Source organism: Flavobacterium sp. N1994 (genome assembly GCF_025947145.1).
GTDB lineage: Bacteria > Bacteroidota > Bacteroidia > Flavobacteriales > Flavobacteriaceae > Flavobacterium.
In genome coordinates this window covers 2157275-2182158 of record NZ_CP109999.1, presented here as the reverse complement: position 1 = coordinate 2182158, position 24884 = coordinate 2157275, and the positions used below count along the sequence as shown (strand labels likewise).

Sequence of the window (24884 nt, the reverse complement as noted above, 5' to 3'; positions counted from 1 at the left end):
AAAATATTCATTTTAAACTCTCTTCCCAATTCTTAACTTCAATTCCAAAAACTTGCCTAATCTTACTTTTGTCCAAAACACTGTATTTAGGCCTTTTGGCTGGAGTAGGAAAACTTGAAGTCGGGATTGGTTTTAAATCGATATCGCAATTATTTATTTCGAAAATCTTTTTCGCAAAATCATACCAGCTGCATTGTCCTTCGTTACTGAAGTTATAGATTCCAAAAACATTTTTATTGCTCAATACAATTTTTATTAAAACTTCCGCTAAATCTACTGCGTTTGTTGGTGTTCCTATTTGGTCATTTACTACTGAGAGAGAATCTCTTTCAGAAGCTAATCGCAACATGGTTTTCATGAAATTATTGCCAAATTGGGAATACACCCATGACGTTCTAATGATATAATATTTTTCAAAAACAGCTTGGATTGCCTTTTCTCCGTCTAATTTGGTTTGACCGTAAACTCCTGTAGGATTGGGAGTGTCATCCTCATTGTAGGGTGTGTGTTTATTTCCGTCAAAAACAAAATCAGTAGAAATATGCAGTAATATGGCGTCATTAGCTTTACAAACTTCAGCCAAATTTTTAGCCCCAATTACATTGATTAAATTTGCTTTATCTGGCTCACTTTCTGCTTTATCAACTGCAGTATAAGCCGCTGCGTTAATACAGTATTGGGGTTTTATTTTTGAAAAAGTTGCTTGACAATTTTCGAAATTAGTTATATCCAAATCGGAAGAGGAACAAAAAACGAAATGAAGTCTAGGATAATTTGAAGCAATAAATTGCAAGCTTTGTCCTAATTGTCCGTTAGCTCCAGTTACTAAAACTACCATGCTTTTTTGGCATTTTCTATAGTGGGTTGTACTTTGTCTTTTTCGGAGATGATTAATTCCTCAGTTGGAAAGTTCCAATCAATATTTATCGATTTATCATTGAAAATGATACCTCCTTCTGATTCTTTATTGTAAAAGTTGTCACATTTGTAGAAGAAAGTAGCTGTTTCACTCAAGACTAAAAATCCGTGGGCAAATCCTCTAGGGACAAAAAATTGCTTTTGATTTTCTCCTGATAAAACTACCGATTCATAGTGTCCAAATGTTGGTGAGTCTGGTCTTATATCAACCGCAACATCTAAAACTTCTCCTTGTAATACCCTAACCAATTTTGCTTGAGCAAATTCGCCTGTTTGGTAATGCAATCCTCTCAAAACCCCTTTAGAGGAAAACGATTGATTGTCCTGAACAAAATGAACTGGTTGATTTACTCCTTTTTGAAAAGTGTTTTCGTTAAAACTTTCCATAAAATAACCTCTTTCATCTTGAATTATTTTAGGTTCAATTATAAAACACCCTTCTAGTTTGGTTGCTATAAAATTCATAAATTAAATCAGGCTTATTAAGTGTTTGCCATAACCACTTTTTAATAAAGGTTGGGCTAATTTTTCTAACTGTTGTGCGTCAATAAATCCCATTCGGTAAGCTGCTTCTTCTATGGCTCCAATTTTCAAACCTTGTCTTTCTTCAATAACCTGTACAAATTGTCCAGCCTGCATCAAAGATTGAAATGTCCCTGTATCTAACCAAGCCGTACCTCTATCGAGAATACTTACTTTGAGTTTGCCTCTTCTTAAATATTCTTTATTTACATCGGTAATTTCTATTTCGCCTCTATGGCTAGGTTTGATATTCGCCGCAATTTCAACAACATCATTATCATAAAAATAAATCCCTGGTACAGCAAAATTTGATTTTGGGTGTTCCGGTTTTTCTTCTATCGATAATACTTTCCCATTAGCGTCAAAATCAACAACTCCATACCTTTCTGGGTCATGAACATGATAAGCGTAAATAATTCCTCCATCGGGATTATTATTGGCTAATAACAAATCCGAAAGACCTGTTCCGTAAAAAATATTGTCTCCTAGAACTAAAGCCACTTTATCGTTTCCAATAAATTCTTTTCCAATGATAAAAGCTTCCGCAAGACCATTTGGATTTTCTTGAACCGCATATTCAAAACGGCATCCTAAATTTTTTCCGTCGCCTAATAATTGACGAAATAACGGTAAATCATGAGGAGTTGATATGATTAAAATTTCTCTTATTCCAGACCACATTAAAGTAGATAACGGATAATAAATCATAGGTTTATCATAAATCGGCATCAACTGTTTGCTAACAGCTAATGTCAATGGGTGTAATCTTGTTCCTGACCCTCCTGCTAATATAATTCCTTTCATAATCTATTTTTTCAATTTTGCCATTTGTCTCTGATAGTAGGACTTAAAGTATCCTCCTAAAATGAATAAAAATACAAATAATAACGGTAGTACTATTTTCATTTTCCCATTTACTACTTGAGTGTTTTTTATATTTAATGTTGTGCTATTGTCTTTCACTATTTTATCAAAGTTAACTAATTCTATTCTGTGACTACCTTGTTCATTAGACAAAGCATCTTTAGTTTTAATAACTTCATTTAATTGAGAGTTCTCATTATAATAGACCAATTTATCACTCTTTTGAGAACCGTTTGTGGTGTTAGAAAAGGCATTTAAAAGCCCGTTTATTTGTGAAATGATAGAATCATTTTCAGCCATTTTTATTTTGACGTTATTCAAATAGGCTTTCTGAATTGTGGCGTAATAATCCGAATTATTTAGATATTTCAATAAGGGCTGAACCGTTTTTTCGTTTGACGTTTCTTTATCTGTTGTATATGAAATCAAGTGATACGGATAGTTCTTGCTTGTTAACGATTCGTTGACTATCTTTTTGATGTCACCATCCTCAGCCATTAATTTAATCAGCTCGAAGTTTTGTGCCTTATTATCGATAAATTTATAAACATCCGTAATTGGCACAATGGTAATTTTTTTGAGCTTTTTAGGTTGCTGTATTCCAACAACATTTTTTAGAAAAAGGGTGTCGTTGTCGCTAATTTTTGAACTAATCAAATCAATTTTTGCATATAAATAATCGACAGAACCAAAATTTGGAGAAACTATAATTTCATTATCATATACTTTAGTGGTTTTGTCAAGATATAAACCGATACCAACTCCAAGAATAAATAAAATTCCAATCCATAAAATGTTTCTTTTAAAGAACAAAAAACCTCTAAAAATGCTAGTTGATATGTTCTCAAAAAAACCTCCTATTCTTTTCGAAATTTGCGACAAATCGATTTCTTGATTGTCATTGTTTTGAGGTGTTGCGCTCATAAAAAAATAATTATTTTACGTTAAAAATTTGTTCTAATATTTTAATGGTAATTAAATAAGTCGGTTTCACCCCTGTCGTTCCTAAACCTCCTGAAGCCAATGTACTTCCCGTTTCCAAAGGATTATCAGACGCATAATAAGCATAACGGACTTTTACATTCTGAGGAATACTTTTTCTGATTTTTGATGCTGATTGAATTGCTTTTTGGTAATAAGCCCCCTCCATCTCAAGTCCAATTACTTCCCAAGTTGATTCATGGAAAAATCGCAATAAATCCTTATTCTGAAGTGAAGTTCCTAAAACAGTAACCATAGGCCCTGAAAAAACTGGTATTCCATTTCCTTCAAACATTTCAGCAGTCAATTCATTTTCAAAAGGATAATTATCAGCCGTCCCTTCATTGATGTGAGCTGAAGGTATCATAATATCTCCTTTTCCTCCTTCAAGAATTCCCGCTTTACCCATAATAGAAACCGATTCAACATCTAGAAAGGTTCTGTTTTTGCCTTCTTTATAAGGTTTCAACAATTCATCTATAGTTTCAAAAGCTTGTTCTCCAAAGGCATAATCCATTACAATTAATACTGGTGCTTCTTTGCCTACTTTTGCTTTTGGGAAGCTGGTTTTTGACCAATCAATTTTAGCGGTATCAAATAGTTGAACATCGATATTGGTTCCTGAAGCATCATCCGGAAGTGAAATCATTCCTTGCTTTAAAGCAACATCTTCTACTTTATTTCGTAGATCGTTTGCTCCTGATTTGCTTAGTTCTTCATAAATAAAAAAATCAGATTTGTCTTTGAATTTAGTTTTTAAAACCGTTGTAGCAAAAATCGAATTCATCACACTATGCATATTGGCACTAATGATGTGAATGGGTCTTTCTAAAAGATTATTGTTTTTTAATACTTCTTTGATGTTATTGGCCCAAATTTCGCCATGAATATGGTGACCCAATCTTTCTCTTAGTATCGGACTAAAAGTAATGGTTCTCTTATTGTTGTCAACCACTTCTTCAATGGCTAATTTTCCCAACCAATAAATAACATGTAAAAAACGATCTGGTTTTTCTTTAGTGGCAAAATCTTCATAAATATCTATCACTTCCGAAAAACTTCTTCCTAAAACATTAGCTGCATGTGAAATGGCTATTTCTTTTTCAACCAATGACAGTTTCTTGTTTTGTAAAACCGTTTGACCCAGTTTTTCCCAATCACGAGTAACCTCTACTTCAACATCATCTAATAAAACTCTGTCTTTTATTTTATGCGATTCGATAAAAATAAAAGTTAAGTGAGTTAAAATGTCGTAAATGTCTGAACGTCCTCGGGTGATTTCCACATTCATTTGTTCATCATCAATTCGATAACAATTTCTTCTCCTTTTGGGCGGAACAATAGGTTTGAATTGTGATTTTGAATACCCTTCATCTGAAGTTAAATTGATAAAACGGCATTCTTCTATGCCAACAGGAAGCCTTTCAATTACATAAAGTAAACCGCTAAGTTCTACTTTTTCTTCTGCAATACTTCCGTAAATTTCAGGTCTTAAAGATAATAAGGCCTCTCTTAAAGTTTCTCCCGAAACACCCATGGGTTTGTAAAAACCTCTGTTGAATAAATGTCTCATGGTAATGTACAATCGTTCGATAGCTGCCGACGATTCTTGCGCTCTAGAGCGCGAAATGTTTTTAATTTCTTTCATTAAATTATTTTTTCTAACCCGCAAATATAGGGTTTTTGTCGTTTAGTTGGTTAGAATTAGGTTTATTGCTGGCTCATTAATCATCATGTTTTCCTTTGTATTCCCATTGACTGTTTTAGTTTCCCTATTCCATTTACCTCCATAAAAAGTATAATAGTAATTACTAGGCACAAAATTATAAAGCACAAAAGGGTAATAGGTCTTTTCAACTCGGGTTGTATTTGAATTATAATCGGTAACGGTATTTTCAACTTTATTCTTTTCGATAATTAATTTTTCGAACCCAACAAATAGCCCTTTTTTAGGCATTCTCAGATTAAAGTCGCTAATATTAAAATAGGATTTTTTGACGCCTTTCTTAACCGTGACAATAAAGTCTTTTTCAAGCAACTCATCACTTGGAAACCCAAAATCATCAACATTGTAAAAGTGAAGTCGTATTGTAGCATTTTCAATACTACTGTCGGTGTAGATGGAAACTTGCTTTAAGTATTTTGTTTTTTTATACTTGGGAACGTAAGGAAAATACTTAACATCTATTCTTGGTCCGTTATCAAAAGCTTGTGCAATTTCGTTATTTGTACTGCCAATTTCTATAGTTTTTGTTCCAAATCTTTTAGAAATAACTACCTCATCTAATTGAAAAGTTTTAGGAACTAATCTTACTTCATTAACAAGTGTTGCTTTAATTTTTAGTTTTTCATAGCCTAGCGCTGAAAAAATTAGATTTCTGCTTTCGGGCTTGATGTTAATACTAAACTCTCCATTCTCTTCAGAAGTGGTCCCTTTGTTTTCATTTTCAACAGCAATATTTACGTAGGAAATCGGTTTTCCTGTAATACTATCTTTCACTATACCTTTCACTTGAGCCGATAAAGAAAATCCTATCAACAATACCAACCACAAACTTCTTTTTACCTGCATTTTTTCTGTTTTTAACTATTCTCTTTTTAATAAATCTGCTATTTTTCTATCATTACTAAGTCGGGGTAATTTGTTCTGTCCTCCTAATTTTCCAATTGATTTCATGTAGTCTTGAAATCCGTTATTAGCAACTTTAGTCACAATGACTGTTCTCAAAACATTGCCAATTATTAAATCATCATAATAGGTGTTCTGTTTCCGCATCGCTTGGTCAATAGCCAAAGCAAATACTTCAAGGTCTTCCGGTTCATTTTCAAATTCTATAAACCATTCGTGATAGGGCAACCCTTCGCCAGGATTTATTTGTGGTGCTACTGTAAATTCGTTAACACGAATAGTAGAATTTTCCATAGCTTCTTTTAAAGCACTTTCAACTTCCTTTCCAATCACATGTTCTCCAAAAGCAGAAATGTAATGTTTAATTCTTCCTGAAACGATTACACGATAAGGCTTTAAACTTGTGAACTGAATAGTGTCGCCAATGTTGTAGCCCCAAAGTCCGGCATTCGTAGAAATAATAAGAACATAATTGACATTCAATTCTACTTCTCCAATGGTGTAGCGTCTTGGCTTTTCCGTAAAAAACTCTTCCGATTTTACAAACTCATAGAAAATACCTGAATTCAAAAGCAGTAACATTCCCTTGTCTTTTTGAGAATCTTGGTAAGCAAAAAAGCCTTCGGAGGCTGGAAACAACTCAATCGAGTCCACTTTTCGTCCAATAAGATTTTCAAATTTGGCTCGATAGGGTTCGTAATTTACTCCTCCGTAAATGAATAAATTGAAATTTTTAAAAATGTCTCCAACAGGCTTGTTCCCTTTTTGTTGCAACTTCTCAAAATACATTTGAACCCACGACGGAATGCCTGAAATAACGCTCATGTTTTCGTTAAAAGTTTCTTCTACAATGGCATCCAATTTGGTTTCCCAGTCTTCAATGCAATTGGTTTCCCAACTAGGCATTCTGTTTTTTTGCAAATATTTCGGAACAAAATGCGCTACAATTCCGGAAAGCCTTCCTAATTTGATTCCGTTTTTTTCTTCCAAAATGGGGCTTCCTTGAAGGAAAATCATTTTACCATCTACAAAATCCGTTTTGCCCGTTTCGTGAATATAACTCAAAATGGCATTTCTTGCTGCCTCTATGTGAAACGGCATCGATTCCTTGGTTAACGGAATATATTTAGCGCCCGAGGTGGTGCCTGAAGTTTTAGCAAAATAAATGGGTTTACCAATCCAAAGAATGTCCTCCTCGCCTTTTACTACTCGGTCAACATAAGGACGTAATTCTTCGTAATCTCTTATTGGAACCTGTTTGGCAAAATCTTCGAACGATTTGATTTTAGAAAAATCATGGTCTCTTCCAAACTGAGTTTCTTTGGCTGTTGCCAATAATTCACTTAACACTTTTTGTTGTGTAGCTATAGGGTTTTGAACCCATTTTTGCGTTTTGTTGTGAATGATGTTTGCAAATATTTTGGCAGCAATTGATTTTATAGACATATTATTCGAATTCAATAAAAATACTTGGATCAATGGGATAACCATCTTTCCATAATTCAAAATGCAGATGCACTCCCGTAGATTCTTGTCCTGTCGAACCTGCTAAAGCAATAACTTCTCCTGTTCTTACTGCATCGCCTTGATCAACTGTAACCGAAGAAGCGTGTTTATAAACCGAAATAAATCCGTTGTTATGTCTTATGATAACTACATTTCCTGTATTAGGTGTCCAATCGGCAAAAATTACTTTTCCGCTGAGGATTGATTTTATCGGTGTGTTTTTAGCCAAAGCAATATCAACCGCATAATGTTTGTCTTTAGGATTGAATTTTTCGGTTATCATTCCTTTTACTGGAGGAAATAAAACTGTGGTGACTTTGGGTTTTGCTTTTTCAAAAAGATTGTATTTATCTTCTTGTTCTACCTCTGCTCGTAACTGTAAATCGGCTTTTGAAGGTTTTAATTCCTCCTGCGAAACTGCTTCTTGTGCTGTTGCTAAAATAGAGTCTTTATTGAATTTTGCATAATCTAAATCGCCAGTCAAAATCTTCTTTATCGATTTGATATAAGCATCGTTCTTCTTAAAAGCTTTAGTTAGAGAATCTGATTTCAGTGCCAACTCAGTAGCATCTCTTTTTAATTTTGTTGAAGCATAACCTGGAATAAATTCCCGCAAAGGGGTAAAAGCAATTATGTATGTAGTGACAAAAATAATTAGCAAAGCACCCACTGTGGCCACCACAAAGACATTCATCAAGGTCAATCGAAGGGAGAATATTTCTTCAAAAGTGTCTTCGTTCAAAATAACCAAGCGGTTTTTTGTGAAGAGTTTTTTCTTTATTATTTTTCGTTTGAGTCGTTTTTCAGACATGATTCTTTTGAATGTGTTACAAATATAGAAAATAAGTTGGCACCGAATTGACGGAACAGTGCTGTATTATTTCACTAACTAAAGTTAGTGTACCTGACTGCCACTGGCAGCCCTCCTCTTAATCTCAAATGTTTAACGTATATTTATTATCGTGAAATTCAAAAGAATGTTATTTTCTTTTTACCTTTGCCCAAGTTTATTTAAAATAAAATCTGCGAAAGCATAAAATTATATATCATGGGAAGATTAGGAATGCCTGAAATATTAGTGATTCTAGTTGTTGTTTTATTACTTTTTGGAGGTAAAAAAATTCCAGAATTAATGAAAGGTTTAGGTACTGGAATAAATGAATTTAAAAAAGCCTCTAAAGGAGAAGACGATTCTAACGCTACTTCTAAAAAAGAAGAAGAAACCAAATAATTTTCATTCCATTTAAAAAATATATCCCAACTTCCAGCAATGGAAATTGGGATTTTTTATATTTACCCATTGCATTATACTTTAAACCAAAACACATGAAAACTTACTTCTTTATTATTGTCTCTCTTTTTTCATTTTCCTTTATTTATAGCCAAGAAATTATAGGTTCTTGGGGAGGTGAATTGGATATTCAAGGAAACAAACTCCCTTTGATTTTTAATATCAAACAAAAGGGAAATCAATTGGTTTCTACCATGGATAGTCCAATGCAAGGAGCAAAAGACATTGCAATAAGTCAAACTACATTTGAAAAAAATGAGCTTACTTTAGTTTCTACTACTATGCAGCTTCAATTCAAAGGATCTTTAAATGTTGATAAAATTGAAGGGACTTTTACACAAGGACCTATGAGTTTGCCTTTGATTTTAACTCGAAAAAAAGACGGTGAATCAGTGCTGAAAAGACCTCAAACACCACAACCTCCTTTTAACTATAAAATAGAAGAAGTAACCTTTATCAATCCAATAGATAAAAACACCTTGGCCGGAACCCTGACAACACCTTCAAACAAAAAGGAATTCCCAGTTGTGGTTTTAATCACAGGTTCGGGACAACAAAACAGAAATTCTGAAATTTTTGGACACCAATCTTTTTGGGTAATTGCTGATGATTTTGCTAAAAAAGGAATTGGTGTTTTAAGAGTTGATGATAGAGGAATTGGCGGTTCTGATGGTTTAACGATGAGTGTAACCACTAAAAATTTTGCAGATGACACTAATGCTGCAGTAGATTTCTTAGCTCAAAAAGGATTCTCAAAAATTGGTTTAATTGGTCACAGCGAAGGAGGAATTATAGCGCCAATGGTAGCCTCACAAAACCCGAAAGTAAAATTCATTATTACTATGGCGGGTCCTGGAATTCCAACAGATGAATTGTTGATATTACAAACTAATGCCATTGCAAAAGCTTCGGGAGCTTCAGATGATGCCATAAAATCAGGGGAAGAAACCAATCGAAAACTTTATGCATTGGTAAAAAATCACACTGGAAATGATTTACAAGGGGAGCTCAAAAAAGTGCTGATTGCAAGCATGCAAAAACTACCCGAAGAACAACAACCAGATGCAAAAGAAATAGCAACAGTAGCCGAACAGGAAAGCAAAAAAATTAGCATTCCTTGGTATACCTATTTCTTAAAAATCAATCCGGATGTGTATTGGAGCAAGCTTAAAATTCCGGTATTGGCTATGAACGGAACTAAAGATTTACAAGTAATTTCTAAAGAAAACCTAGCTGGAATAAAAGCTTCATTAGAAAAAGCCAAAAACAAACAATTTGAAATTATAGAACTTCCTAACTTAAATCACCTTTTTCAAGAAGCTAAAACAGGAACGGTCGAGGAATATGGTCAACTAGAACAAACTATCGCTCCGGTAGTTTTAGATAAAATGAGTTCTTGGATTCTTAAAAGATAATTACTTCAAGCGTTATACTTAAATCCCAAATTCTTAATTGCGTTTGGGATTTTTTATTGCAACACAATAGGTTCTTTTTTATACAAGGCTACTCGTTTGTCTCTCCTCCCTTCAAGACTTTGTACAATTCCTCAATTTTTTCCAACGGTAAATTGTGTAGCAGCTTGTTAACTTCCGTAATCGTTTCTGTTTTTGTTAAGCTATGCAAGGCGTGATCCGGAGCTAGTGTTTTTTTGGTTTCTGGAATGTAAGTCAGCAAATCATTGGGAGTGCAATTCAAATCGGTACATAACATCTCTAGCTTTTTCATCGAAAGCGAATCGAGGTTATCGCGTAGCAGATGATAAGTATAACTAGGCGAATGGCCTCGCTGAATAAAAAATTGATTGGCTTCGGTTATCCCTTTTATCTTTAAAATCCTGGTAATGTTTAATCGTATCATGAGTTCCTTATTATAAATTGATTATTCAAAATAAATCCTCTCAAAAAAAGTGCCAAACTATTTTAGTAAAGGGTAATCCGCTCTAGATTAACCTTCCATAGGTCTAGATTGAGCTTCCGCCAATTAGGATTAATCTTCCGTCGGCTGCGATAAACCTACGGACGATTGACTTTGATTTACTGACGATGGAGTTCGATGTAATATCAATGGAGATAAACCTATTTACTATTCAGATGAACCTGCAATCAATCCATTTGAATTGACTAAGGGGTTTTTCGGTTTATAAAAGGACTTTGAAAAGGTTTTCGGCATTAAAAAACCATAGTCAGTTGAATTCTTTTTCGTTCTTCATCCACCTCAACAACTTTCACTTGAACATGTTGGTGTAATTTCACTACTTCATTCACATCTGAAACAAAACCTGCTTTTAGTTGGGAGATGTGAACCAGTCCGCTTTCCTTAATTCCAATATCCACAAAGCAACCGAAGGCAGTAATGTTATTCACAATGCCTGGTAAAATCATTCCGGAACGAACATTTTTTATAGTGGTCACCGTTGGGTCAAATTCGAATACTTTGGCTGCTTTTCTTGGATCGAGTCCCGGTTTTTCGAGTTCTTTTACGATATCTTTTAGTCCAAGCATTCCTATTTCTGGGGTGATGTATTGGTCTAATTTGATTTGCGAAATCTTTTCTTTATTGGCAATTAAATCATTGGTTTTTAGTCCCAAATCTTTAGCCATTTTTTCAACAATTGGATAGGCTTCCGGATGCACCGCTGAATTATCTAGCGGATTTTTTCCATTATGAATTCGAACGAAAGCGGCCGCCTGTTGATAGGCTTTATCTCCTAATCGTGGAACTTTTTTTAGTTGCTTTCTGTCTTCAAAAGGACCGTTTTCCGAACGGTAAGCTACAATGTTTTCTGCCATTTTTTCGCCAATTCCAGATACATAACTCAATAACGATTTACTGGCGGTATTGATATTGATGCCGACCGAATTCACACAACGTACTACAACAGTATCCAATTCTTCTTTAAGTTTATTTTGGTCCACATCATGTTGGTACTGACCTACTCCAATTGATTTTGGGTCGATTTTTACCAATTCTGCCAACGGGTCTGCTAATCTTCTTCCTATAGAAACAGATCCTCGAACGGTTACGTCATATTTTGGAAATTCCTCACGAGCTATTTTACTAGCGGAATACACCGATGCCCCAGCTTCCGAAACTACAAAAACTTGAACCGGTTTATCAAAAGCAATTTTCTTGATAAAGAATTCTGTTTCCCGACTGGCTGTTCCGTTTCCGATGGAAATCGCTTCAATATTATAGGCATTTACCATCGATTTGATTTTCTTCATCGCCATGGTAGTTTCATTCTGTGGCTGATGCGGATAAATGGTTTCGTTGTATAACAAATCCCCTTTTTCATCCAAACAAACTATTTTACAACCGGAACGAAATCCGGGGTCGATGGCTAAAATTCTTTTTTCTCCTAATGGCGGTGCCAATAACAACTGACTCAAATTCCCAGCAAAAACATCAATCGCTTTGATATCCGCTTTGGCCTTAGCGTCTTGCAAGGTTTCATTTGAAATGGCGGGTTCCAATAATCTTTTGTAACTATCGGAAATGGCTAATACCATATGTTCGGTAGTATCGTTGTTGGCTTTTAGGATTTCGTTTTCAATAAAATCAATGGCTTCTTCTTTTTCGAAATCAATGTTTAGCTTCACAAAACCTTCTGCTTCTGCTCGAAGCATGGCTAATAATCTATGCGATGGTGCTTTTGAAATCGGCTCTGCCCAATCGAAATATTGTTTGAATTTTTGCGCGTCTTCTTCGTTTTCTTTTTTCTTAACCACCTTCGTTTCCACGATAGCTTTTCTTTGAAACAGGCGTCGCAGATTTTTTCGGATATAAATATTCTCATTTATCCATTCTGCAATAATATCTCTTGCTCCTTGCAAAGCCTCATCTTCGTTTTTGACTTTAGCGTTGATGTATTGTGTTGAAATAAAATCGACGTCGTCTTTTCCTTGTGCGAAGATGATTTTGGCTAAAGGTTCTAAACCATTTTCACGAGCGATATCGGCTCTTGTTTTTTTCTTCTTTTTATAGGGTAAATACAAATCTTCTATTTCCTGTAAATCGAAACTTTCTTTGATTTTTTTGGCCAATTCGGGAGTTAACTGTCCTTGCTCCTCGATGGTTTTCAATATGCTTTCTTTTCGCTTTACGATATCATCATAGTGTTTAGAAAGTTTCGCTATCGACTCAATAACTACTTCATCCAAATTTCCGGTTTGGTCTTTTCGGTATCTCGAAATGAAGGGAATGGTGCAATCTTCTGATAATAATTTTAAAGTAGCTTCAATACTTTTTGGTGAAGCCGTAACTTGATTTTGAATGAATTGTATGCTAGTCATTGTTGGATTTTAATTTTGAATTTTTTTGAAAGCTTTACCAAGATTTTCAATTACATCAGTAATAATCATGCTTTCTACACTTTGTGATTCTAATGTACTATCGGCTGCTAATCCGTGAAGATAAACGCCTAGAATTGCCGCATATATTGGCTCGTTTCCTTGTGCTAAAAACGCCGTTATAATTCCGGTAAGTGCATCACCCGAACCACCTTTTGCTAAACCCGAATTGCCTGTGGTGTTTTGAAACGAATCGTTTCCATCAGTAATAAAAGTTTGATGTCCTTTGAGAACAATAATTAGATTAAGTTCTGCCGCTTTAGTTGTAGCCGTTGCTCTTCTTTCTTCTTCCGAAGTATGATTGCCAAACAATCTATCAAATTCTTTTGGGTGTGGTGTTAGTATTGATTTTGAAGAAAGTTTGGAAAACCAATCTTGATTTTTGGCTAAAATATTCAAGGCATCAGCATCAAAAACTATTGGTAAAGTTACTTGAGAAATCAATAGTTTCAAAAGATTTTCCGCCGATTTATCAGTGCCAATTCCCGGACCAATAGCAATCGAATTATAGTGACTCCATTCTTTTCCATCTTCTCTGAATTCCATCATTGCTTCTGGAATAGAGGTAAAAACAGCAGGTCTTTCTTTCTTTGGAATATTCACAGTAACTAAACCAGCTCCGGCTCTTAAGCAGGCTTTGGTAGCAATAATCGCCGCTCCCATTTTTGATTTACTTCCAGCAATAATTAATGCATGTCCGTGAGTTCCTTTATTGGAATCGGGCCATCGTTTTTGAAACAATCTTTGAATGAAGGTTATGTCAAGAGTAGTCATGATATTAGTCTTGCACTATGAAATCTTTAGGGTCTTCTTTATTAAATTCGGGTTGAATATTAATATGATTGATGTGAAATTGATCAAATAAAACATGTTCTACCTCATGAAGTAAATCGTTGAACTCACTCATCTTAATATCATGTGAACAATCTAGGTGAGCTTCGAGATGTAATTCTTCATCATTTAAATGCCAAACATGGATGTGATGTAGTTTATTAACTCCTTTGATTTTATGAACTTCGCGAACGATTTCTTTGATGTCGATAAAATCGGGGGTGAAAAGCATGAGCATTTTTGTGGCCGATTTAATCAAATCATAACTTACATAAATTAAGTAAAAAGCAATTAATAAGGTCATCAAACTATCCACCCAAAACCAACCATAAAACTTCATCAACAAACCTCCCACTAATACCGCAACCGAAGCCATCATATCGGTCAACAAATGCAAATAAGCCGATTTCATATTCAGATTGTGTTCTGAATCTTTTTTAAGTAATAAAACAGAACCGCCGTTTACAATAATTCCTAAAATTGCCAGCCAAATAACCAGACCAGACTTAATTGGTTCCGGATGAAATAACCTTGAAGATGCTTCATAAACTAAAAACAATGCTACAATAATTAATGTTATCGCGTTTATAAAAGCAGCTATGAGTTCAGCTCGTTTATAACCAAAAGTGTTGTTTATGGAAGCTTTTCTTCTGGATAATTTGTGTGCTATTAAACTAAAAACCAGTGAAAGCACATCCGAAAAATTGTGAAGTGCATCTGAAATTAAAGCCAAACTTCCTGAAATAATTCCACCAACAATTTGCGCAATAGTAATCAGTAAATTTAAAAGAATGGAATACACTAAATTCTTTCCTTCGACTTCATGTTTGTGAATGTGAACGTGGTTGTGGTTGTGTCCCATTTTATTGACAAGCAATTTTATTCACTCTGTTAGCGTGTCTTCCGCCTTCAAAATTGGTGTTTAAAAAAGTATCGACCATTTCAACCGCTTGTTGTATTGAAGTAAATCTTGCTGGAATACTAATAATATTAGCGTCATTATGTTGGCGAGCCAAAGCAGCGATTTCTTTAGTCCAACACAAAGCGGAACGAATGCCTTGGTGTTTATTCACCGTCATATTGATTCCGTTTCCAGAACCACAAATTACAACACCAAAATCAGCTTTACCTGATTCAACATCTATGGCTACAGGATGTCCAAAATCAGGATAATCAACACTATCAAAAGTATCAGTTCCGTGGTTGATTATTTCGTATCCTTTTATTTCTAAAAATCCAACTATTGCTTTCTTATAATCGGGTCCTGCGTGATCGTTTCCAATGGATATTTTCATAGTATTGTGTATGTGATTAGCAGGACAAATTTACGCAAAGTATTGGTTGTATTTTTAGTTTATTCTAACAGTTTGATATTTAAGGCATAGTGATTTTGTTGTTTTGCATAATTTTCATAACTATTTAAACATCATTAGAATATATTTAGTAAAAATGTTAAAATAGTAGATTGTTAATTATAAAACGCAATTCGTTGATTTTCAGTTAACCTTAAATTAACACCATTTGTTAACAACTTTGGATAGAATTTTAGAAGTTTTTCTTGGTTGTACCATTAAAAATTGTAATCAAAAATTCAGATGGAAAAAACAAATTTAGTTTGAGTAATTTTTAGAAAAGTTATCAATATAAAAAGCGCTTTTTTCAACCGAAATCTTATGATAAAGTTATTTACAAAAAAGCTATTTTTTTAGTTGTGAACAACTGTTAATTAAATATAAAAAAGAGCTAAAAATGAACGTTTTAATTTGGTAAAAGGATGTTGATAAATTGGTATAAAAAATCAAAACTATAAAATCTAGTTTTTAAAAATAAAGTTATTCCACAAATGAACACCCTATAATAACCATCATAAATTTAAATTTTTAAATCTTTTCTTTTTGTTGTTTTTAATAAGTGTTGATAACATTTCTTTTTAAAAAGGAAAAGTTATTTTTTAATTAAAACTAATCACTAATTACTGTTTACTAATTACTATTTCGTAATTTTCAGCATTAATTGAAAAAGATACAATGAGTAAGAAACACAAAAAATTCGGAAAAAATGAAAAGACTTTCTCCGAAAAGATATTTAAAATACTATCAAAGAATGCTAATAAACCTTTTAACTACAAACAAATAGCCGCTATTTTAGAATTAGATGATACTAAAAGTAGAAACGAAATTATTAAAGATTTAAAGATTCTAGCAGCTCAAAAACTAATCATAGAATCAGAACCTGGAAAGTATTTAGTCAAAGCCTCAAGCCAACAATATTATGAAGGTGTTGTAGATATGACATCGAGAAAATCGGGCTATTTTGTATGTGATGAATTAGAAGATGATGTTTATATACCTTTTATAAATCTAAACCATGCTTTGGATGGCGATAAAGTAAAAGCTTATGTTTATAACAGAAGAAGTTCCAGAAAACCAGAAGCTGAAGTAATTGAAATAGTTGAAAGACACAAAACAGAATTTGTAGGTGTTGTTGATATTCAAAAGAATTTTGGATTTGTAACGACAGCTAATGCCAAAATGTACACTGATATTTTTATCCCAAAAAATAAATTAGCCGAAGCTGAACATGGTGATGTAGTTTTAGTGAAACTTGAAGATTGGCCAGCAAAAGCCGATTCCCCTTTTGGTTCTGTTATAAAAGTACTCGGAAAACCTGGAGAACACAATACCGAAATTCATGCCATTTTAGCGGAATATGGTTTGCCTTATGATTTTCCAATTGAAGTAGAAGCTTATGCTAATAAACTAGACACTTCCATAACTCAAAAAGAAATAGACAAACGTCGAGATATGCGTAAAGTACTCACCTTTACTATTGATCCAAAAGATGCTAAAGATTTTGATGATGCTTTGTCTTTCCAAGTTTTAGAAAATGGAAACTATGAAATTGGTATTCATATTGCTGATGTTTCTCACTATTTACAAGAAGGAACTATTTTGGATGATGAAGCTTATAAACGAGCAACTTCTGTCTATTTAGTAGATAGAGTGGTGCCGATGTTACCCGAAGTGTTGTCTAATTTTGCTTGTTCCCTTCGTCCTCATGAAGAGAAATATACTTTCTCAGCGATTTTTCAGTTAAATGCTAAAGCTGAAGTTTTAGATTCTTGGTTTGGAAGAACTATTATTTATTCCGACCAACGTTTTTCATATGAAGAAGCACAAAGTATTATTGAAACTAAATCAGATATTATTCCAGCTGAGATTTCATTGACTGGTAAAGAATACAAAGTTCCAGCGGAAATTGTAGCAGCCACTTTAAAACAGGATGAATTAGCTAAAATTCTTCGTAGAAAAAGAATGGCTGATGGCGCAATATCTTTTGATAAAGTAGAAGTGAAATTTAATTTAGATGAAAATGCTGAACCAGTTGGTGTTTTCTTTAAAGTATCTAAAGATGCTAATCATTTGATTGAAGAATTCATGTTGTTAGCCAATAGAAAAGTAGCTGAATTTATTGGGAAACAAAAGAAGACTTTCATATATAGAATTCACGATGAACCTAATGAAGACAAATTAATCAACCTTCAAACGGTGATTTCAAAATTTGGTTATGCCATTAATATGAAATCAAAACAAGACATTTCTAAATCATTGAATAAATTATTGAATGATGTCAATGGAAAAAAAGAACAAAATTTAGTAGATACTTTAACCATTCGAAGTATGAGTAAAGCCAAATATTCGACAGAAAACATTGGTCATTACGGATTAGCTTTTGATTATTATAGTCATTTTACTTCGCCAATTCGACGTTATCCTGATGTCATGGCACATCGATTATTACAATATTATTTAGATGGAGGAAAATCGGTTGATGCTGAAATTTACGAAGAAAAATGTGCACACTCTAGTGATATGGAAGGTTTAGCAGCTCAAGCTGAAAGAGATTCGGTGAAATACATGCAAGTAAAATACATGCAAGATCATAAAGACCAAGAGTTTCTTGGAGTTATTTCAGGCGTTACCGAATGGGGAATTTATGTAGAAATCGTCGAAAACAAATGCGAAGGAATGGTGCGTATTCGTGAAATTAAAGAAGATTATTATACGTTTGATGAAAAACAATATGCCTTGGTTGGACAAGCAACACAAAGTATATTACAATTGGGTGACGAGGTATTTGTTAAAGTAAAAAATGCCGATTTAGTTAAGAAACAATTGGATTTTCATTTTATTAGAAGGAATGAATAGTTTGAAATAAATTCAAAGGTTATGAAAAATTTAGTTTTTAGTTTATTAGCTGTTAGTTCAATAGCTTTCGGGCAAGTTGAAAAAAATCCAGGAGATTTCAATAAAGTAACTGCATTTGATCAAATCGATGTAATGTTAATTCCTGGAAAAGAAAATAGTGTCCAAATTGATGGAAGAGGTGCTGATGATGTAGAGTTAGTCAATAAAAACGGAGAATTAAAAATCAGAATGCCTTTGCTTAAAATGTTGGATGGTGATCATATTTCAGTAACCGTTTACTATAAAGATTTAAATGCTGTTGAAGCAAATGAAGGTTCCAGAATTGCTTGTGGTGATAAAATCGAATCTACTTCTTTTGATATTATTGCCAAAGAAGGTTCTGAAGTAAAACTCATTCTTGATGTTGATAAATTGAGTAGTAGAACAGCCAATGGATCTACTGTTACTTTATCCGGAACGGCAAAAGTTCAAGATGTTTTAGTGAATTCAGGCGGAATTTATGAAGCTGAAAATCTTAAAACGCAGCAAACCATTATTACTTGTAATGCTGGTGGAGAAGCTAATATTTTTGCTAGTGATTTAGTTGATGCTAAAGTAAGAGCTGGTGGGAACATCACTATTTATGGGAAACCAAAACAGATTAACCAAAAAGTAGTTGCTGGTGGTAGCGTCAAAGAAGCAAAATAGATTTTATTTTAAATTCTAAATTTTAAATTCTAAATTGCAGTGTCAAAAAAATAAGCATGATTTTACTCAACGATATTTTATCTGCCATCTTTCCTGGATTTATTTTAAGCATTATGATTGGACCAGTTTTCTTTGTATTACTGGAAACCAGTGTCGTAAAAGGATTTAGAGCAGCAATATCTTTTGATTTAGGTGTTGTTTTAGCCGATATTATTTTTATCCTAATAGCTTATTTTAGTAGTTACCGTTTAATTCAAAGTATTAAAGACGATCCTGCGCTGTTTATTTTTGGTGGTTTAGTGATGCTTACTTATGGTATTATTTCGTTTCTAAAAAATAAAAAAGAAAACAAAAAGGGATTGACGAAGAAGACCCAGCCGAGTTGGCTAAAAACAATTATTTTTCTCTTTTCCTAAAAGGATTTTTTCTCAATTTTATTAACGTTGGAGTATTAGGATATTGGTTAGTGATTTTAATTACCATTGGTCCAAAAATGGAACTTGACCCAACAAGAATGTTTACTTTTTTAATTACAATGGTAGTTACTTATTTTGTTATCGATATTTTCAAAATACTGTTAGCTAAGCAATTGAGAAATCATCTTAATCAAAAAAACATTAGATTAATCAAAAAATTCATCAGTATTGTTTTAATAGCCTCAGGTATATTTCTTCTGAGTCAAGGCTGGTTTCCTAAAGAACAAAAAATCGTTAACAAAGCTTTCGAAAAGTTTGAGGATAAGAAGTAAAAGTTTAATTCTTCCTAAAAAGTATCACAAAAAAAAGAGCTACTATTTCTAGTAACTCTTTTGAGGCATCGTCCGGATTCGAACCGGAGTAGACGGTTTTGCAGACCGGTGCCTAGCCGCTCGGCCACGATGCCGTTGGAGGGCAAATATACTAAAAAAGTTAAAAGGCAAAAGGCAAAAGGCAAAAAGTTTTAGTTTCGTAATTCGTAATTTGAAATTCGTAATTATTTCTAACTTCGGTATTCTTCCATTTCAATGGTAACCGACTCAACGTCACCACCAATAGGAGGATTGAGTTTTGAAACGGCCAAAAGAATTCGGGACACCGATGGAATTTCTTTAAAAACTCTGACTATAATTCGGTGGGCCACATGCTCTAATAATTTAGAACGTATTTCCATTTCTTCCACAACAATTTTGTTTAAAAGCACATAATCTACTGTATCCTTTAAATCATCAGAGGTTGATGATTTTCTAAAATCAGTTTTAACTTCCAAATCAACTCGGTAATCTGAACCGATTAAGGCCTCTTCTTCCAAACAACCATGAAACGAATAGGTTCTGATATTTTGTAATTTAATGGTTCCCATTTTTTAAGTATTTAGATTAGATTACAGTCTCAGTTCAGTTTTCTGAAGAAAACACTAAACTCTAAACCATAAACTCTAAACTTTTTTATCTTTGCTAAAATTACAAAAATAATGTCAACAGAAGAGAAGTCCCTCAATTTCATTGAACAAATTATCGAAGAAGATTTGAAAAACGGTTTGTCAAAAGACAAATTACGCTTTCGTTTTCCTCCAGAACCTAATGGGTATTTGCATGTAGGTCATGCTAGTGCGATTTGTTTAAATTTTGGATTAGGAATTGATTATCAATCCCCTGTAAATTTAAGGTTTGATGATACTAACCCAGCTAAAGAAGAACAGGAATTTGTTGATGCTATCAAAAGAGACATCGAATGGTTAGGCTACAAATGGGCTAAAGAATGTTATGCTTCGGATTATTTCCAACAATTATATGACTGGGCTGTTGCGTTTATCAAAAATGGAAAAGCCTATGTAGATAGTCAATCTTCTGAAGATATGGCCAAACAAAAAGGAACTCCAACCACTCCTGGAACAGATTCTCCTTATAGAAACCGTTCAGTAGAAGAAAACCTAGATTTATTCGAACGAATGAAAAAAGGGGAATTTCCAAACGGAACCCATATTCTTCGGGCTAAAATAGACATGTCACATAATAACATGTTAATGCGGGATCCAATTATGTATCGTATTTTACACTCGCATCATCATAGAACGGCCGATGCTTGGTGTATTTATCCAATGTACGATTGGGCACATGGCGAAAGTGATTATTTGGAACAAATTTCACACTCTTTTTGCACTTTAGAATTTTTACCTCATCGTGAATTATACGATTGGTTTTTAGACCAAATTTATGACACCACTAAAGTGCGTCCAAAACAAAGAGAATTTGCCAGAAGAAATTTATCTCATACCGTTGTGAGCAAAAGAAAATTATTGCAACTAGTACAAGAAGGACATGTAAGTTCGTGGGATGATCCTAGAATGAGCACCATTTCAGGGATGAGAAGAAGAGGATACACACCAACAGCCATTAGGAATTTTGCTAAAACTATTGGAATAGCTAAACGAACCAACCTTATTGATGTTTCGCTTTTAGAATTTTGTGTTCGAGAAGATTTGAATAAAACTGCACCAAGAGTAATGGCCGTTTTAAATCCAGTGAAGTTGGTTATTACCAATTATCCGGAAGGAAAAGAAGAAAATTTAGAAGCCGAAAACAGTCAAGAAGACCCAAGTTTAGGGTTCAGAAATGTCCCTTTTTCTAAAGAATTGTATATCGAAAGAGAAGATTTTCAAGAAGAAGCCAACAAGAAGTTTTTCCGATTAACCCTTGGTACTGAAGTTCGTTTGAAAAATGCTTATATCATTAAAGGAGAAAGTGTTGTAAAAGATGCAGAAGGCAATATAACAGAAATTCACTGTACTTATGATGAAGATTCTAGAAGTGGAAGCGGTACAGAAGCCAGCCAAAGAAAAGTAAAAGGAACGATTCATTGGGTTTCTATCAAACATGCTATTGAAGCTGAAGTTCGTTTGTATGATCGATTATTTACCCATGAAAACCCAGATGGTGATAAAGAGGTTGATTTTAAAGAATACATCAATCCAAATTCCTTAGAAATTATCACAGGATATTTAGAACCAAGTTTGGCAACAGCAAAAGAGGGTGAACGATTCCAATTTCAAAGATTGGGTTATTATTGTGTTGATAAAGATTCGTCAACACAAAAATTAGTCTTTAATAAAACAGTTGGACTAAAAGATACTTGGGCAAAAGTAGAAAGTAAAGAATAATTTAAACAATAGATTTCATAAATAGAAAGCTCACTTTTTAGTGGGCTTTTATTATTATTATAAAAAACTATGGAAAACAAAAAGAATATAATTTCAGACAATTAAAACTGACCTTTATATTTTGTTTTTCTGGACCCTTTTTAAATTTTATAACACCTACTTCCAATCCTTTTGTGAACTTTCATTATTTCGCTTTAAAATAAGTTTTCGTTGTTTAAAGGGAAATTACTATGAAACACGCTTAAATTTTCGTAATTTTATTCCAATTAAATTTTTAATAATATGTCAACACGAAATAATGGTCTCATTGCACTTTTAGCAGGGGCAGCAGTTGGATTAGGATTGGGAATTTTATTTGCTCCCGATAAAGGTTCAAAAACAAGAGAAAAAATAAAAGACGGTTTAGATGATCTAAAAGATGAGGTGAAAACCAAATTCAATTCGTTGGAAGGAGAAGCCAAAGAAAAATTCTCAAAATCAAAAGACGAACTGAAAGATACCGTTGAAGAGTTACTTTCCAATTCGAGTTACAAAGCAGAAGAAGCTATTACTTTTTTAGAAGAGAAATTAGCAGAACTCAAAAAGCAAAACGCCAAATTACAGAAATAATGGCACTAGAAGAAATCAGAGATAATATCGAAGACATTCAAGAAAATACCAAAGCCTATATAGACACAAGCATTGCTTACTATAAACTTTGGGGTTTTAAAGTAGCTATGAAATCCACCACTTTGGCACTCAAGTTTTTCTTGATAGCTATCTGTTTGGTTATTGTTTTGTTGTTCGTTTCGGTTGCAGGCTCATTGGCTCTTGGTCAAATGTTTCATAGTTATCCTTTAGGTTTTTTATGTGTCGCTGGTGTTTATTTGGTGTTAGCCATGCTTTTGTTTTTAGTAAAAGACAAAATTGTAGAAGGACCAATATTAGAAAAATTCTCAGAAATATTTTTTAACGACTAAGTATGGAAACCAAAAAATATTCCTCCTATGCACAAATAGAAAACGATTTGGAGATTCTGAAAATCGAAAAGGAAATCCATTATCAAAAAATTGTGTTGAGTATCGAGAAAACAAAAGAAAGTTTAGTGCCATCGAAATCTATTTCTTTTGTTGCCGATATCTACAATAAGTACTTATCAGGAACCTATGGAACTATTTTAAAGATTCTAATTCCCTATGCCATCAATTGGTTTATAAATAGAAAAAGAGGCGATTAAGCCTCTTTTTTTTTATAGATATTGAATATTATTTCGCAGGTTCTTCCGGATTGGAAGTGTCTGATGGATTGTAATCCATTGAAGTTTTATTGTTTTTGTTTTTTACTCTTTTCGGTTGATTTTTCATTTGTTCACCCATAATACTTGAAGCAGTAAAACTCGTCACCATATTGTTTAGCATATCGCTGGCTGCTTGCGGAGAATTTGGTAACAAAATCAAGTTGGAATTAGTATCAGCACCAATAGCTTGTAAAGTATCATAGTGTTGTGTGATAACAATCAAAGCGGAAGCTTCTTGAGAATTGATTCCCACATTGTTTAGTACTTCTACACTTTCTACCAATCCTTTCGCAATTTCTCTACGTTGATCGGCAATACCTTGTCCTTGTAATTTTTTGCTTTCGGCTTCCGCTTTAGCCTTAGCTACAATTCTAATTCTTTGCGCATCCGATTCAAACATAGCCGCTGTTTTTTCTCTTTCAGCAGCATTGATTCTATTCATAGCATTTTTCACTTGAATATCAGGATCGATATCAGTAACCAATGTATTGATGATATCATATCCATAAGCCATCATAGCTTCGTTCAATTCGCGTTTTACGGCAATAGCGATATCATCTTTTCTAACGAAAACATCATCCAAAATTAGTTTAGGAACTTCAGCACGAACTACGTCAAAAACATAAGCCGTAATCTGGTCATGAGGATATTCTAATTTATAAAATGCTTCATAAACATGTTCTTGAATCACTTTAAACTGAACAGAGACTTTCATTTTAATAAACACATTGTCTTTGGTTTGAGTTTCGATGATAACATCTAACTGTTGGATTCTCAAATTCACTCGACCCGCGATTCGATCGATGATAGGAAGTTTTAATTGTAAACCCGAATTTCTAATACTTTCAAATTTTCCAAAACGTTCTACAACTACAGCGCTTTGTTGTTTTACGGTAAAGAAAGAGGAGAATAAAATCACAAGACCAATAAATAAAAAGATAAAGATAAATGGCATAATTTTTTAAATATTTAAAGTTAGTAAAGTGATTGTACGAAAAAAATGTATGTTTGTTACAAATTAATAAGTTACCCTTACATGAAGAAAAACATTCTGTTCCTTTTGTTGTTTTCTACAACTATAGGATTCGCCCAATATGGCTATCGCGATGGAAATCGAATCGGTCTTTCCGCGGGAATTTCTCAAACAACTTTATTTACTAACAATTTTGATGTCAAACCCGAAATGGGTTTTGCTGGCGGACTTTCTATTCGAGGAAACTACTACAATAACTGGAGTATGATTTATGGAATGCAGTTTTTTGCCAATAATTTTTCGCTAGAGTCCACTTTTAATCAAAATTTAAAATACAGTGTTCAAGGTGTTCAGATTCGATTATTATTGAGTTATAATGTAGTTAAAGATCATGTTTCTGTTGATTTTGGACCAGTATTACAAATTAATGGAAAACTACAACTTCCCAGTTCAGATGAAAATAAAATTATTAAAGGAACCCTGTTAAAAGCTAGTCAGATAACAGATGTTTCTCCTGTAAGCGGTAATTTTTATTTAGGTTGCTCAGCAGGAAGCAAAACCATCCGCGCTTTGATTTTTTATGAATATGGGTTTACTAATTTATTGAATAAACTCAACAATGATAGTAGTTTACAAGCGTTAAATAACAACAATAGCTTCAAAGGAAACTTAGGAACTATAAACGGGCAGGTGATTTTTAACTTATAAAAAAAG

The 24884-nt window shown here is 33.5% G+C and carries 24 protein-coding genes, 1 tRNA gene and 1 pseudogene; 10 read left to right on the top strand and 16 right to left on the bottom strand.

The genetic code is table 11. The features are described from left to right. Positions 1-7: 7 nt before the first annotated feature. From rfbD to OLM53_RS09660, 8 genes are read right to left on the bottom strand one after another with little or no spacing between them, the layout of a single operon-like run. Positions 8-838 (bottom strand): dTDP-4-dehydrorhamnose reductase, encoded by an 831-nt coding sequence (rfbD, locus tag OLM53_RS09695; protein ID WP_264520033.1) that lies wholly within the window; start codon positions 836-838, stop codon positions 8-10. Further along, positions 832-1383, bottom strand: coding sequence for a dTDP-4-dehydrorhamnose 3,5-epimerase (gene rfbC / locus OLM53_RS09690; RefSeq protein WP_264520032.1), 552 nt, complete (start codon positions 1381-1383; stop codon positions 832-834). Before rfbC ends, rfbD begins: the two co-directional genes overlap by 7 nt. A gap of 3 nt (positions 1384-1386) precedes the next feature. Continuing rightward, a complete protein-coding gene (gene rfbA, locus OLM53_RS09685) occupies positions 1387-2244 on the bottom strand; it encodes a glucose-1-phosphate thymidylyltransferase RfbA (RefSeq protein ID WP_264520031.1) in 858 nt (285 codons plus the stop codon). 3 nt (positions 2245-2247) lie between these two features. Further along, positions 2248-3228, bottom strand: a complete 981-nt coding sequence (locus OLM53_RS09680) for a hypothetical protein (protein ID WP_264520030.1) — start codon at positions 3226-3228, stop codon at positions 2248-2250. A gap of 10 nt (positions 3229-3238) precedes the next feature. Next, on the bottom strand, positions 3239-4933 hold the full coding sequence (locus tag OLM53_RS09675) for a DUF6909 family protein (protein ID WP_264520029.1): 1695 nt from the start codon (positions 4931-4933) through the stop codon (positions 3239-3241). A gap of 42 nt (positions 4934-4975) precedes the next feature. Beyond that, the gene (locus OLM53_RS09670) at positions 4976-5857 is read right to left on the bottom strand and encodes a carboxypeptidase-like regulatory domain-containing protein (RefSeq protein WP_264520028.1); all 882 of its coding nucleotides are present in this window, start codon (positions 5855-5857) and stop codon (positions 4976-4978) included. 15 nt (positions 5858-5872) lie between these two features. Continuing rightward, positions 5873-7360, bottom strand: coding sequence for a GH3 auxin-responsive promoter family protein (locus tag OLM53_RS09665; protein ID WP_264520027.1), 1488 nt, complete (start codon positions 7358-7360; stop codon positions 5873-5875). Position 7361: 1 nt separating this feature from the next. Then, complete coding sequence (locus OLM53_RS09660; RefSeq protein WP_264520026.1) at positions 7362-8231, bottom strand: M23 family metallopeptidase; 870 nt, start codon at positions 8229-8231, stop codon at positions 7362-7364. Between the two features lie 237 nt (positions 8232-8468). Between OLM53_RS09660 and tatA the strand changes: the two genes are divergently transcribed. Next, the gene (gene tatA / locus OLM53_RS09655; protein ID WP_264520025.1) at positions 8469-8651 is read left to right on the top strand and encodes a twin-arginine translocase TatA/TatE family subunit; all 183 of its coding nucleotides are present in this window, start codon (positions 8469-8471) and stop codon (positions 8649-8651) included. 95 nt (positions 8652-8746) lie between these two features. Then, on the top strand, positions 8747-10126 hold the full coding sequence (locus tag OLM53_RS09650; RefSeq protein ID WP_264520024.1) for an alpha/beta hydrolase family protein: 1380 nt from the start codon (positions 8747-8749) through the stop codon (positions 10124-10126). An 88-nt stretch (positions 10127-10214) separates the two neighbouring features. Here the strand turns inward: OLM53_RS09650 and OLM53_RS09645 are convergent, their stop codons facing one another. The 5 genes from OLM53_RS09645 to rpiB all read right to left on the bottom strand — a co-directional run bounded on the left by OLM53_RS09645 (position 10215) and on the right by rpiB (position 15186). Beyond that, on the bottom strand, positions 10215-10568 hold the full coding sequence (locus OLM53_RS09645) for a helix-turn-helix domain-containing protein (RefSeq protein WP_264520023.1): 354 nt from the start codon (positions 10566-10568) through the stop codon (positions 10215-10217). Positions 10569-10879: 311 nt separating this feature from the next. After that, the gene (locus OLM53_RS09640) at positions 10880-13003 is read right to left on the bottom strand and encodes a Tex family protein (protein WP_264520022.1); all 2124 of its coding nucleotides are present in this window, start codon (positions 13001-13003) and stop codon (positions 10880-10882) included. A 9-nt stretch (positions 13004-13012) separates the two neighbouring features. Further along, on the bottom strand, positions 13013-13834 hold the full coding sequence (locus OLM53_RS09635; RefSeq protein WP_264520021.1) for an NAD(P)H-hydrate dehydratase: 822 nt from the start codon (positions 13832-13834) through the stop codon (positions 13013-13015). Between the two features lie 4 nt (positions 13835-13838). Then, positions 13839-14753 (bottom strand): cation diffusion facilitator family transporter, encoded by a 915-nt coding sequence (locus tag OLM53_RS09630; protein WP_264520020.1) that lies wholly within the window; start codon positions 14751-14753, stop codon positions 13839-13841. A 1-nt stretch (position 14754) separates the two neighbouring features. Then, a complete protein-coding gene (rpiB, locus tag OLM53_RS09625) occupies positions 14755-15186 on the bottom strand; it encodes a ribose 5-phosphate isomerase B (RefSeq protein ID WP_264520019.1) in 432 nt (143 codons plus the stop codon). Positions 15187-15918: 732 nt separating this feature from the next. On the opposite strand from rpiB, the gene rnr reads away from it, so the two are divergent. From rnr to OLM53_RS09610, 3 genes and pseudogenes are all read left to right on the top strand, one after another. Continuing rightward, positions 15919-18099, top strand: a complete 2181-nt coding sequence (gene rnr, locus OLM53_RS09620) for a ribonuclease R (protein ID WP_264520018.1) — start codon at positions 15919-15921, stop codon at positions 18097-18099. A 21-nt stretch (positions 18100-18120) separates the two neighbouring features. Beyond that, positions 18121-18786 carry a head GIN domain-containing protein gene (locus tag OLM53_RS09615; RefSeq protein WP_264520017.1) on the top strand — a complete coding sequence of 222 codons (666 nt, stop codon included), beginning with the start codon at positions 18121-18123 and terminating at the stop codon, positions 18784-18786. Between the two features lie 56 nt (positions 18787-18842). Next, a pseudogene (locus OLM53_RS09610) lies at positions 18843-19534 on the top strand (LysE family translocator). Between the two features lie 63 nt (positions 19535-19597). On the opposite strand, the gene OLM53_RS09605 reads toward OLM53_RS09610, so the two are convergent. Both OLM53_RS09605 and folB read right to left on the bottom strand, forming a co-directional pair. Then, positions 19598-19668: transfer RNA gene (locus tag OLM53_RS09605), tRNA-Cys, on the bottom strand. A gap of 96 nt (positions 19669-19764) precedes the next feature. Continuing rightward, positions 19765-20124, bottom strand: a complete 360-nt coding sequence (gene folB / locus OLM53_RS09600; RefSeq protein WP_264520016.1) for a dihydroneopterin aldolase — start codon at positions 20122-20124, stop codon at positions 19765-19767. Between the two features lie 111 nt (positions 20125-20235). Here folB and OLM53_RS09595 point away from each other — a divergent pair, with 111 nt between their 5' ends. From OLM53_RS09595 to OLM53_RS09580, 4 genes are all read left to right on the top strand, one after another. Continuing rightward, positions 20236-21921 (top strand): glutamine--tRNA ligase/YqeY domain fusion protein, encoded by a 1686-nt coding sequence (locus OLM53_RS09595; protein WP_264520015.1) that lies wholly within the window; start codon positions 20236-20238, stop codon positions 21919-21921. Positions 21922-22203: 282 nt separating this feature from the next. Further along, entirely contained in the window at positions 22204-22530 is a 327-nt protein-coding gene (locus tag OLM53_RS09590) for a YtxH domain-containing protein (protein ID WP_264520014.1), read from the top strand. Next, positions 22530-22880, top strand: coding sequence for a phage holin family protein (locus OLM53_RS09585; RefSeq protein WP_264520013.1), 351 nt, complete (start codon positions 22530-22532; stop codon positions 22878-22880). Before OLM53_RS09590 ends, OLM53_RS09585 begins: the two co-directional genes overlap by 1 nt. A gap of 2 nt (positions 22881-22882) precedes the next feature. Further along, positions 22883-23137 (top strand): DUF6327 family protein, encoded by a 255-nt coding sequence (locus OLM53_RS09580; RefSeq protein ID WP_264520012.1) that lies wholly within the window; start codon positions 22883-22885, stop codon positions 23135-23137. Between the two features lie 28 nt (positions 23138-23165). Here OLM53_RS09580 and OLM53_RS09575 read toward each other — a convergent pair whose 3' ends face one another. Next, entirely contained in the window at positions 23166-24152 is a 987-nt protein-coding gene (locus OLM53_RS09575) for an SPFH domain-containing protein (protein ID WP_264520011.1), read from the bottom strand. Between the two features lie 81 nt (positions 24153-24233). On the opposite strand from OLM53_RS09575, the gene OLM53_RS09570 reads away from it, so the two are divergent. Further along, on the top strand, positions 24234-24878 hold the full coding sequence (locus OLM53_RS09570) for a PorT family protein (RefSeq protein WP_264520010.1): 645 nt from the start codon (positions 24234-24236) through the stop codon (positions 24876-24878). Positions 24879-24884: the final 6 nt, after the last annotated feature.

Excerpts from the sequence above, each read along its gene's own strand:
- rfbD (WP_264520033.1), bottom strand. The coding sequence starts at position 838 with ATGGTAGTTTTAGTAACTGGAGCTAACGGACAATTAGGACAAAGCTTG.
- rfbC (WP_264520032.1), bottom strand. The coding sequence starts at position 1,383 with ATGAATTTTATAGCAACCAAACTAGAAGGGTGTTTTATAATTGAACCT.
- rfbA (WP_264520031.1), bottom strand. The coding sequence starts at position 2,244 with ATGAAAGGAATTATATTAGCAGGAGGGTCAGGAACAAGATTACACCCA.
- OLM53_RS09680 (WP_264520030.1), bottom strand. The coding sequence starts at position 3,228 with ATGAGCGCAACACCTCAAAACAATGACAATCAAGAAATCGATTTGTCG.
- OLM53_RS09675 (WP_264520029.1), bottom strand. The coding sequence starts at position 4,933 with ATGAAAGAAATTAAAAACATTTCGCGCTCTAGAGCGCAAGAATCGTCG.
- OLM53_RS09670 (WP_264520028.1), bottom strand. The coding sequence starts at position 5,857 with ATGCAGGTAAAAAGAAGTTTGTGGTTGGTATTGTTGATAGGATTTTCT.
- OLM53_RS09665 (WP_264520027.1), bottom strand. The coding sequence starts at position 7,360 with ATGTCTATAAAATCAATTGCTGCCAAAATATTTGCAAACATCATTCAC.
- OLM53_RS09660 (WP_264520026.1), bottom strand. The coding sequence starts at position 8,231 with ATGTCTGAAAAACGACTCAAACGAAAAATAATAAAGAAAAAACTCTTC.
- tatA (WP_264520025.1), top strand. The coding sequence starts at position 8,469 with ATGGGAAGATTAGGAATGCCTGAAATATTAGTGATTCTAGTTGTTGTT.
- OLM53_RS09650 (WP_264520024.1), top strand. The coding sequence starts at position 8,747 with ATGAAAACTTACTTCTTTATTATTGTCTCTCTTTTTTCATTTTCCTTT.
- OLM53_RS09645 (WP_264520023.1), bottom strand. The coding sequence starts at position 10,568 with ATGATACGATTAAACATTACCAGGATTTTAAAGATAAAAGGGATAACC.
- OLM53_RS09640 (WP_264520022.1), bottom strand. The coding sequence starts at position 13,003 with ATGACTAGCATACAATTCATTCAAAATCAAGTTACGGCTTCACCAAAA.
- OLM53_RS09635 (WP_264520021.1), bottom strand. The coding sequence starts at position 13,834 with ATGACTACTCTTGACATAACCTTCATTCAAAGATTGTTTCAAAAACGA.
- OLM53_RS09630 (WP_264520020.1), bottom strand. The coding sequence starts at position 14,753 with ATGGGACACAACCACAACCACGTTCACATTCACAAACATGAAGTCGAA.
- rpiB (WP_264520019.1), bottom strand. The coding sequence starts at position 15,186 with ATGAAAATATCCATTGGAAACGATCACGCAGGACCCGATTATAAGAAA.
- rnr (WP_264520018.1), top strand. The coding sequence starts at position 15,919 with ATGAGTAAGAAACACAAAAAATTCGGAAAAAATGAAAAGACTTTCTCC.
- OLM53_RS09615 (WP_264520017.1), top strand. The coding sequence starts at position 18,121 with ATGAAAAATTTAGTTTTTAGTTTATTAGCTGTTAGTTCAATAGCTTTC.
- folB (WP_264520016.1), bottom strand. The coding sequence starts at position 20,124 with ATGGGAACCATTAAATTACAAAATATCAGAACCTATTCGTTTCATGGT.
- OLM53_RS09595 (WP_264520015.1), top strand. The coding sequence starts at position 20,236 with ATGTCAACAGAAGAGAAGTCCCTCAATTTCATTGAACAAATTATCGAA.
- OLM53_RS09590 (WP_264520014.1), top strand. The coding sequence starts at position 22,204 with ATGTCAACACGAAATAATGGTCTCATTGCACTTTTAGCAGGGGCAGCA.
- OLM53_RS09585 (WP_264520013.1), top strand. The coding sequence starts at position 22,530 with ATGGCACTAGAAGAAATCAGAGATAATATCGAAGACATTCAAGAAAAT.
- OLM53_RS09580 (WP_264520012.1), top strand. The coding sequence starts at position 22,883 with ATGGAAACCAAAAAATATTCCTCCTATGCACAAATAGAAAACGATTTG.
- OLM53_RS09575 (WP_264520011.1), bottom strand. The coding sequence starts at position 24,152 with ATGCCATTTATCTTTATCTTTTTATTTATTGGTCTTGTGATTTTATTC.
- OLM53_RS09570 (WP_264520010.1), top strand. The coding sequence starts at position 24,234 with ATGAAGAAAAACATTCTGTTCCTTTTGTTGTTTTCTACAACTATAGGA.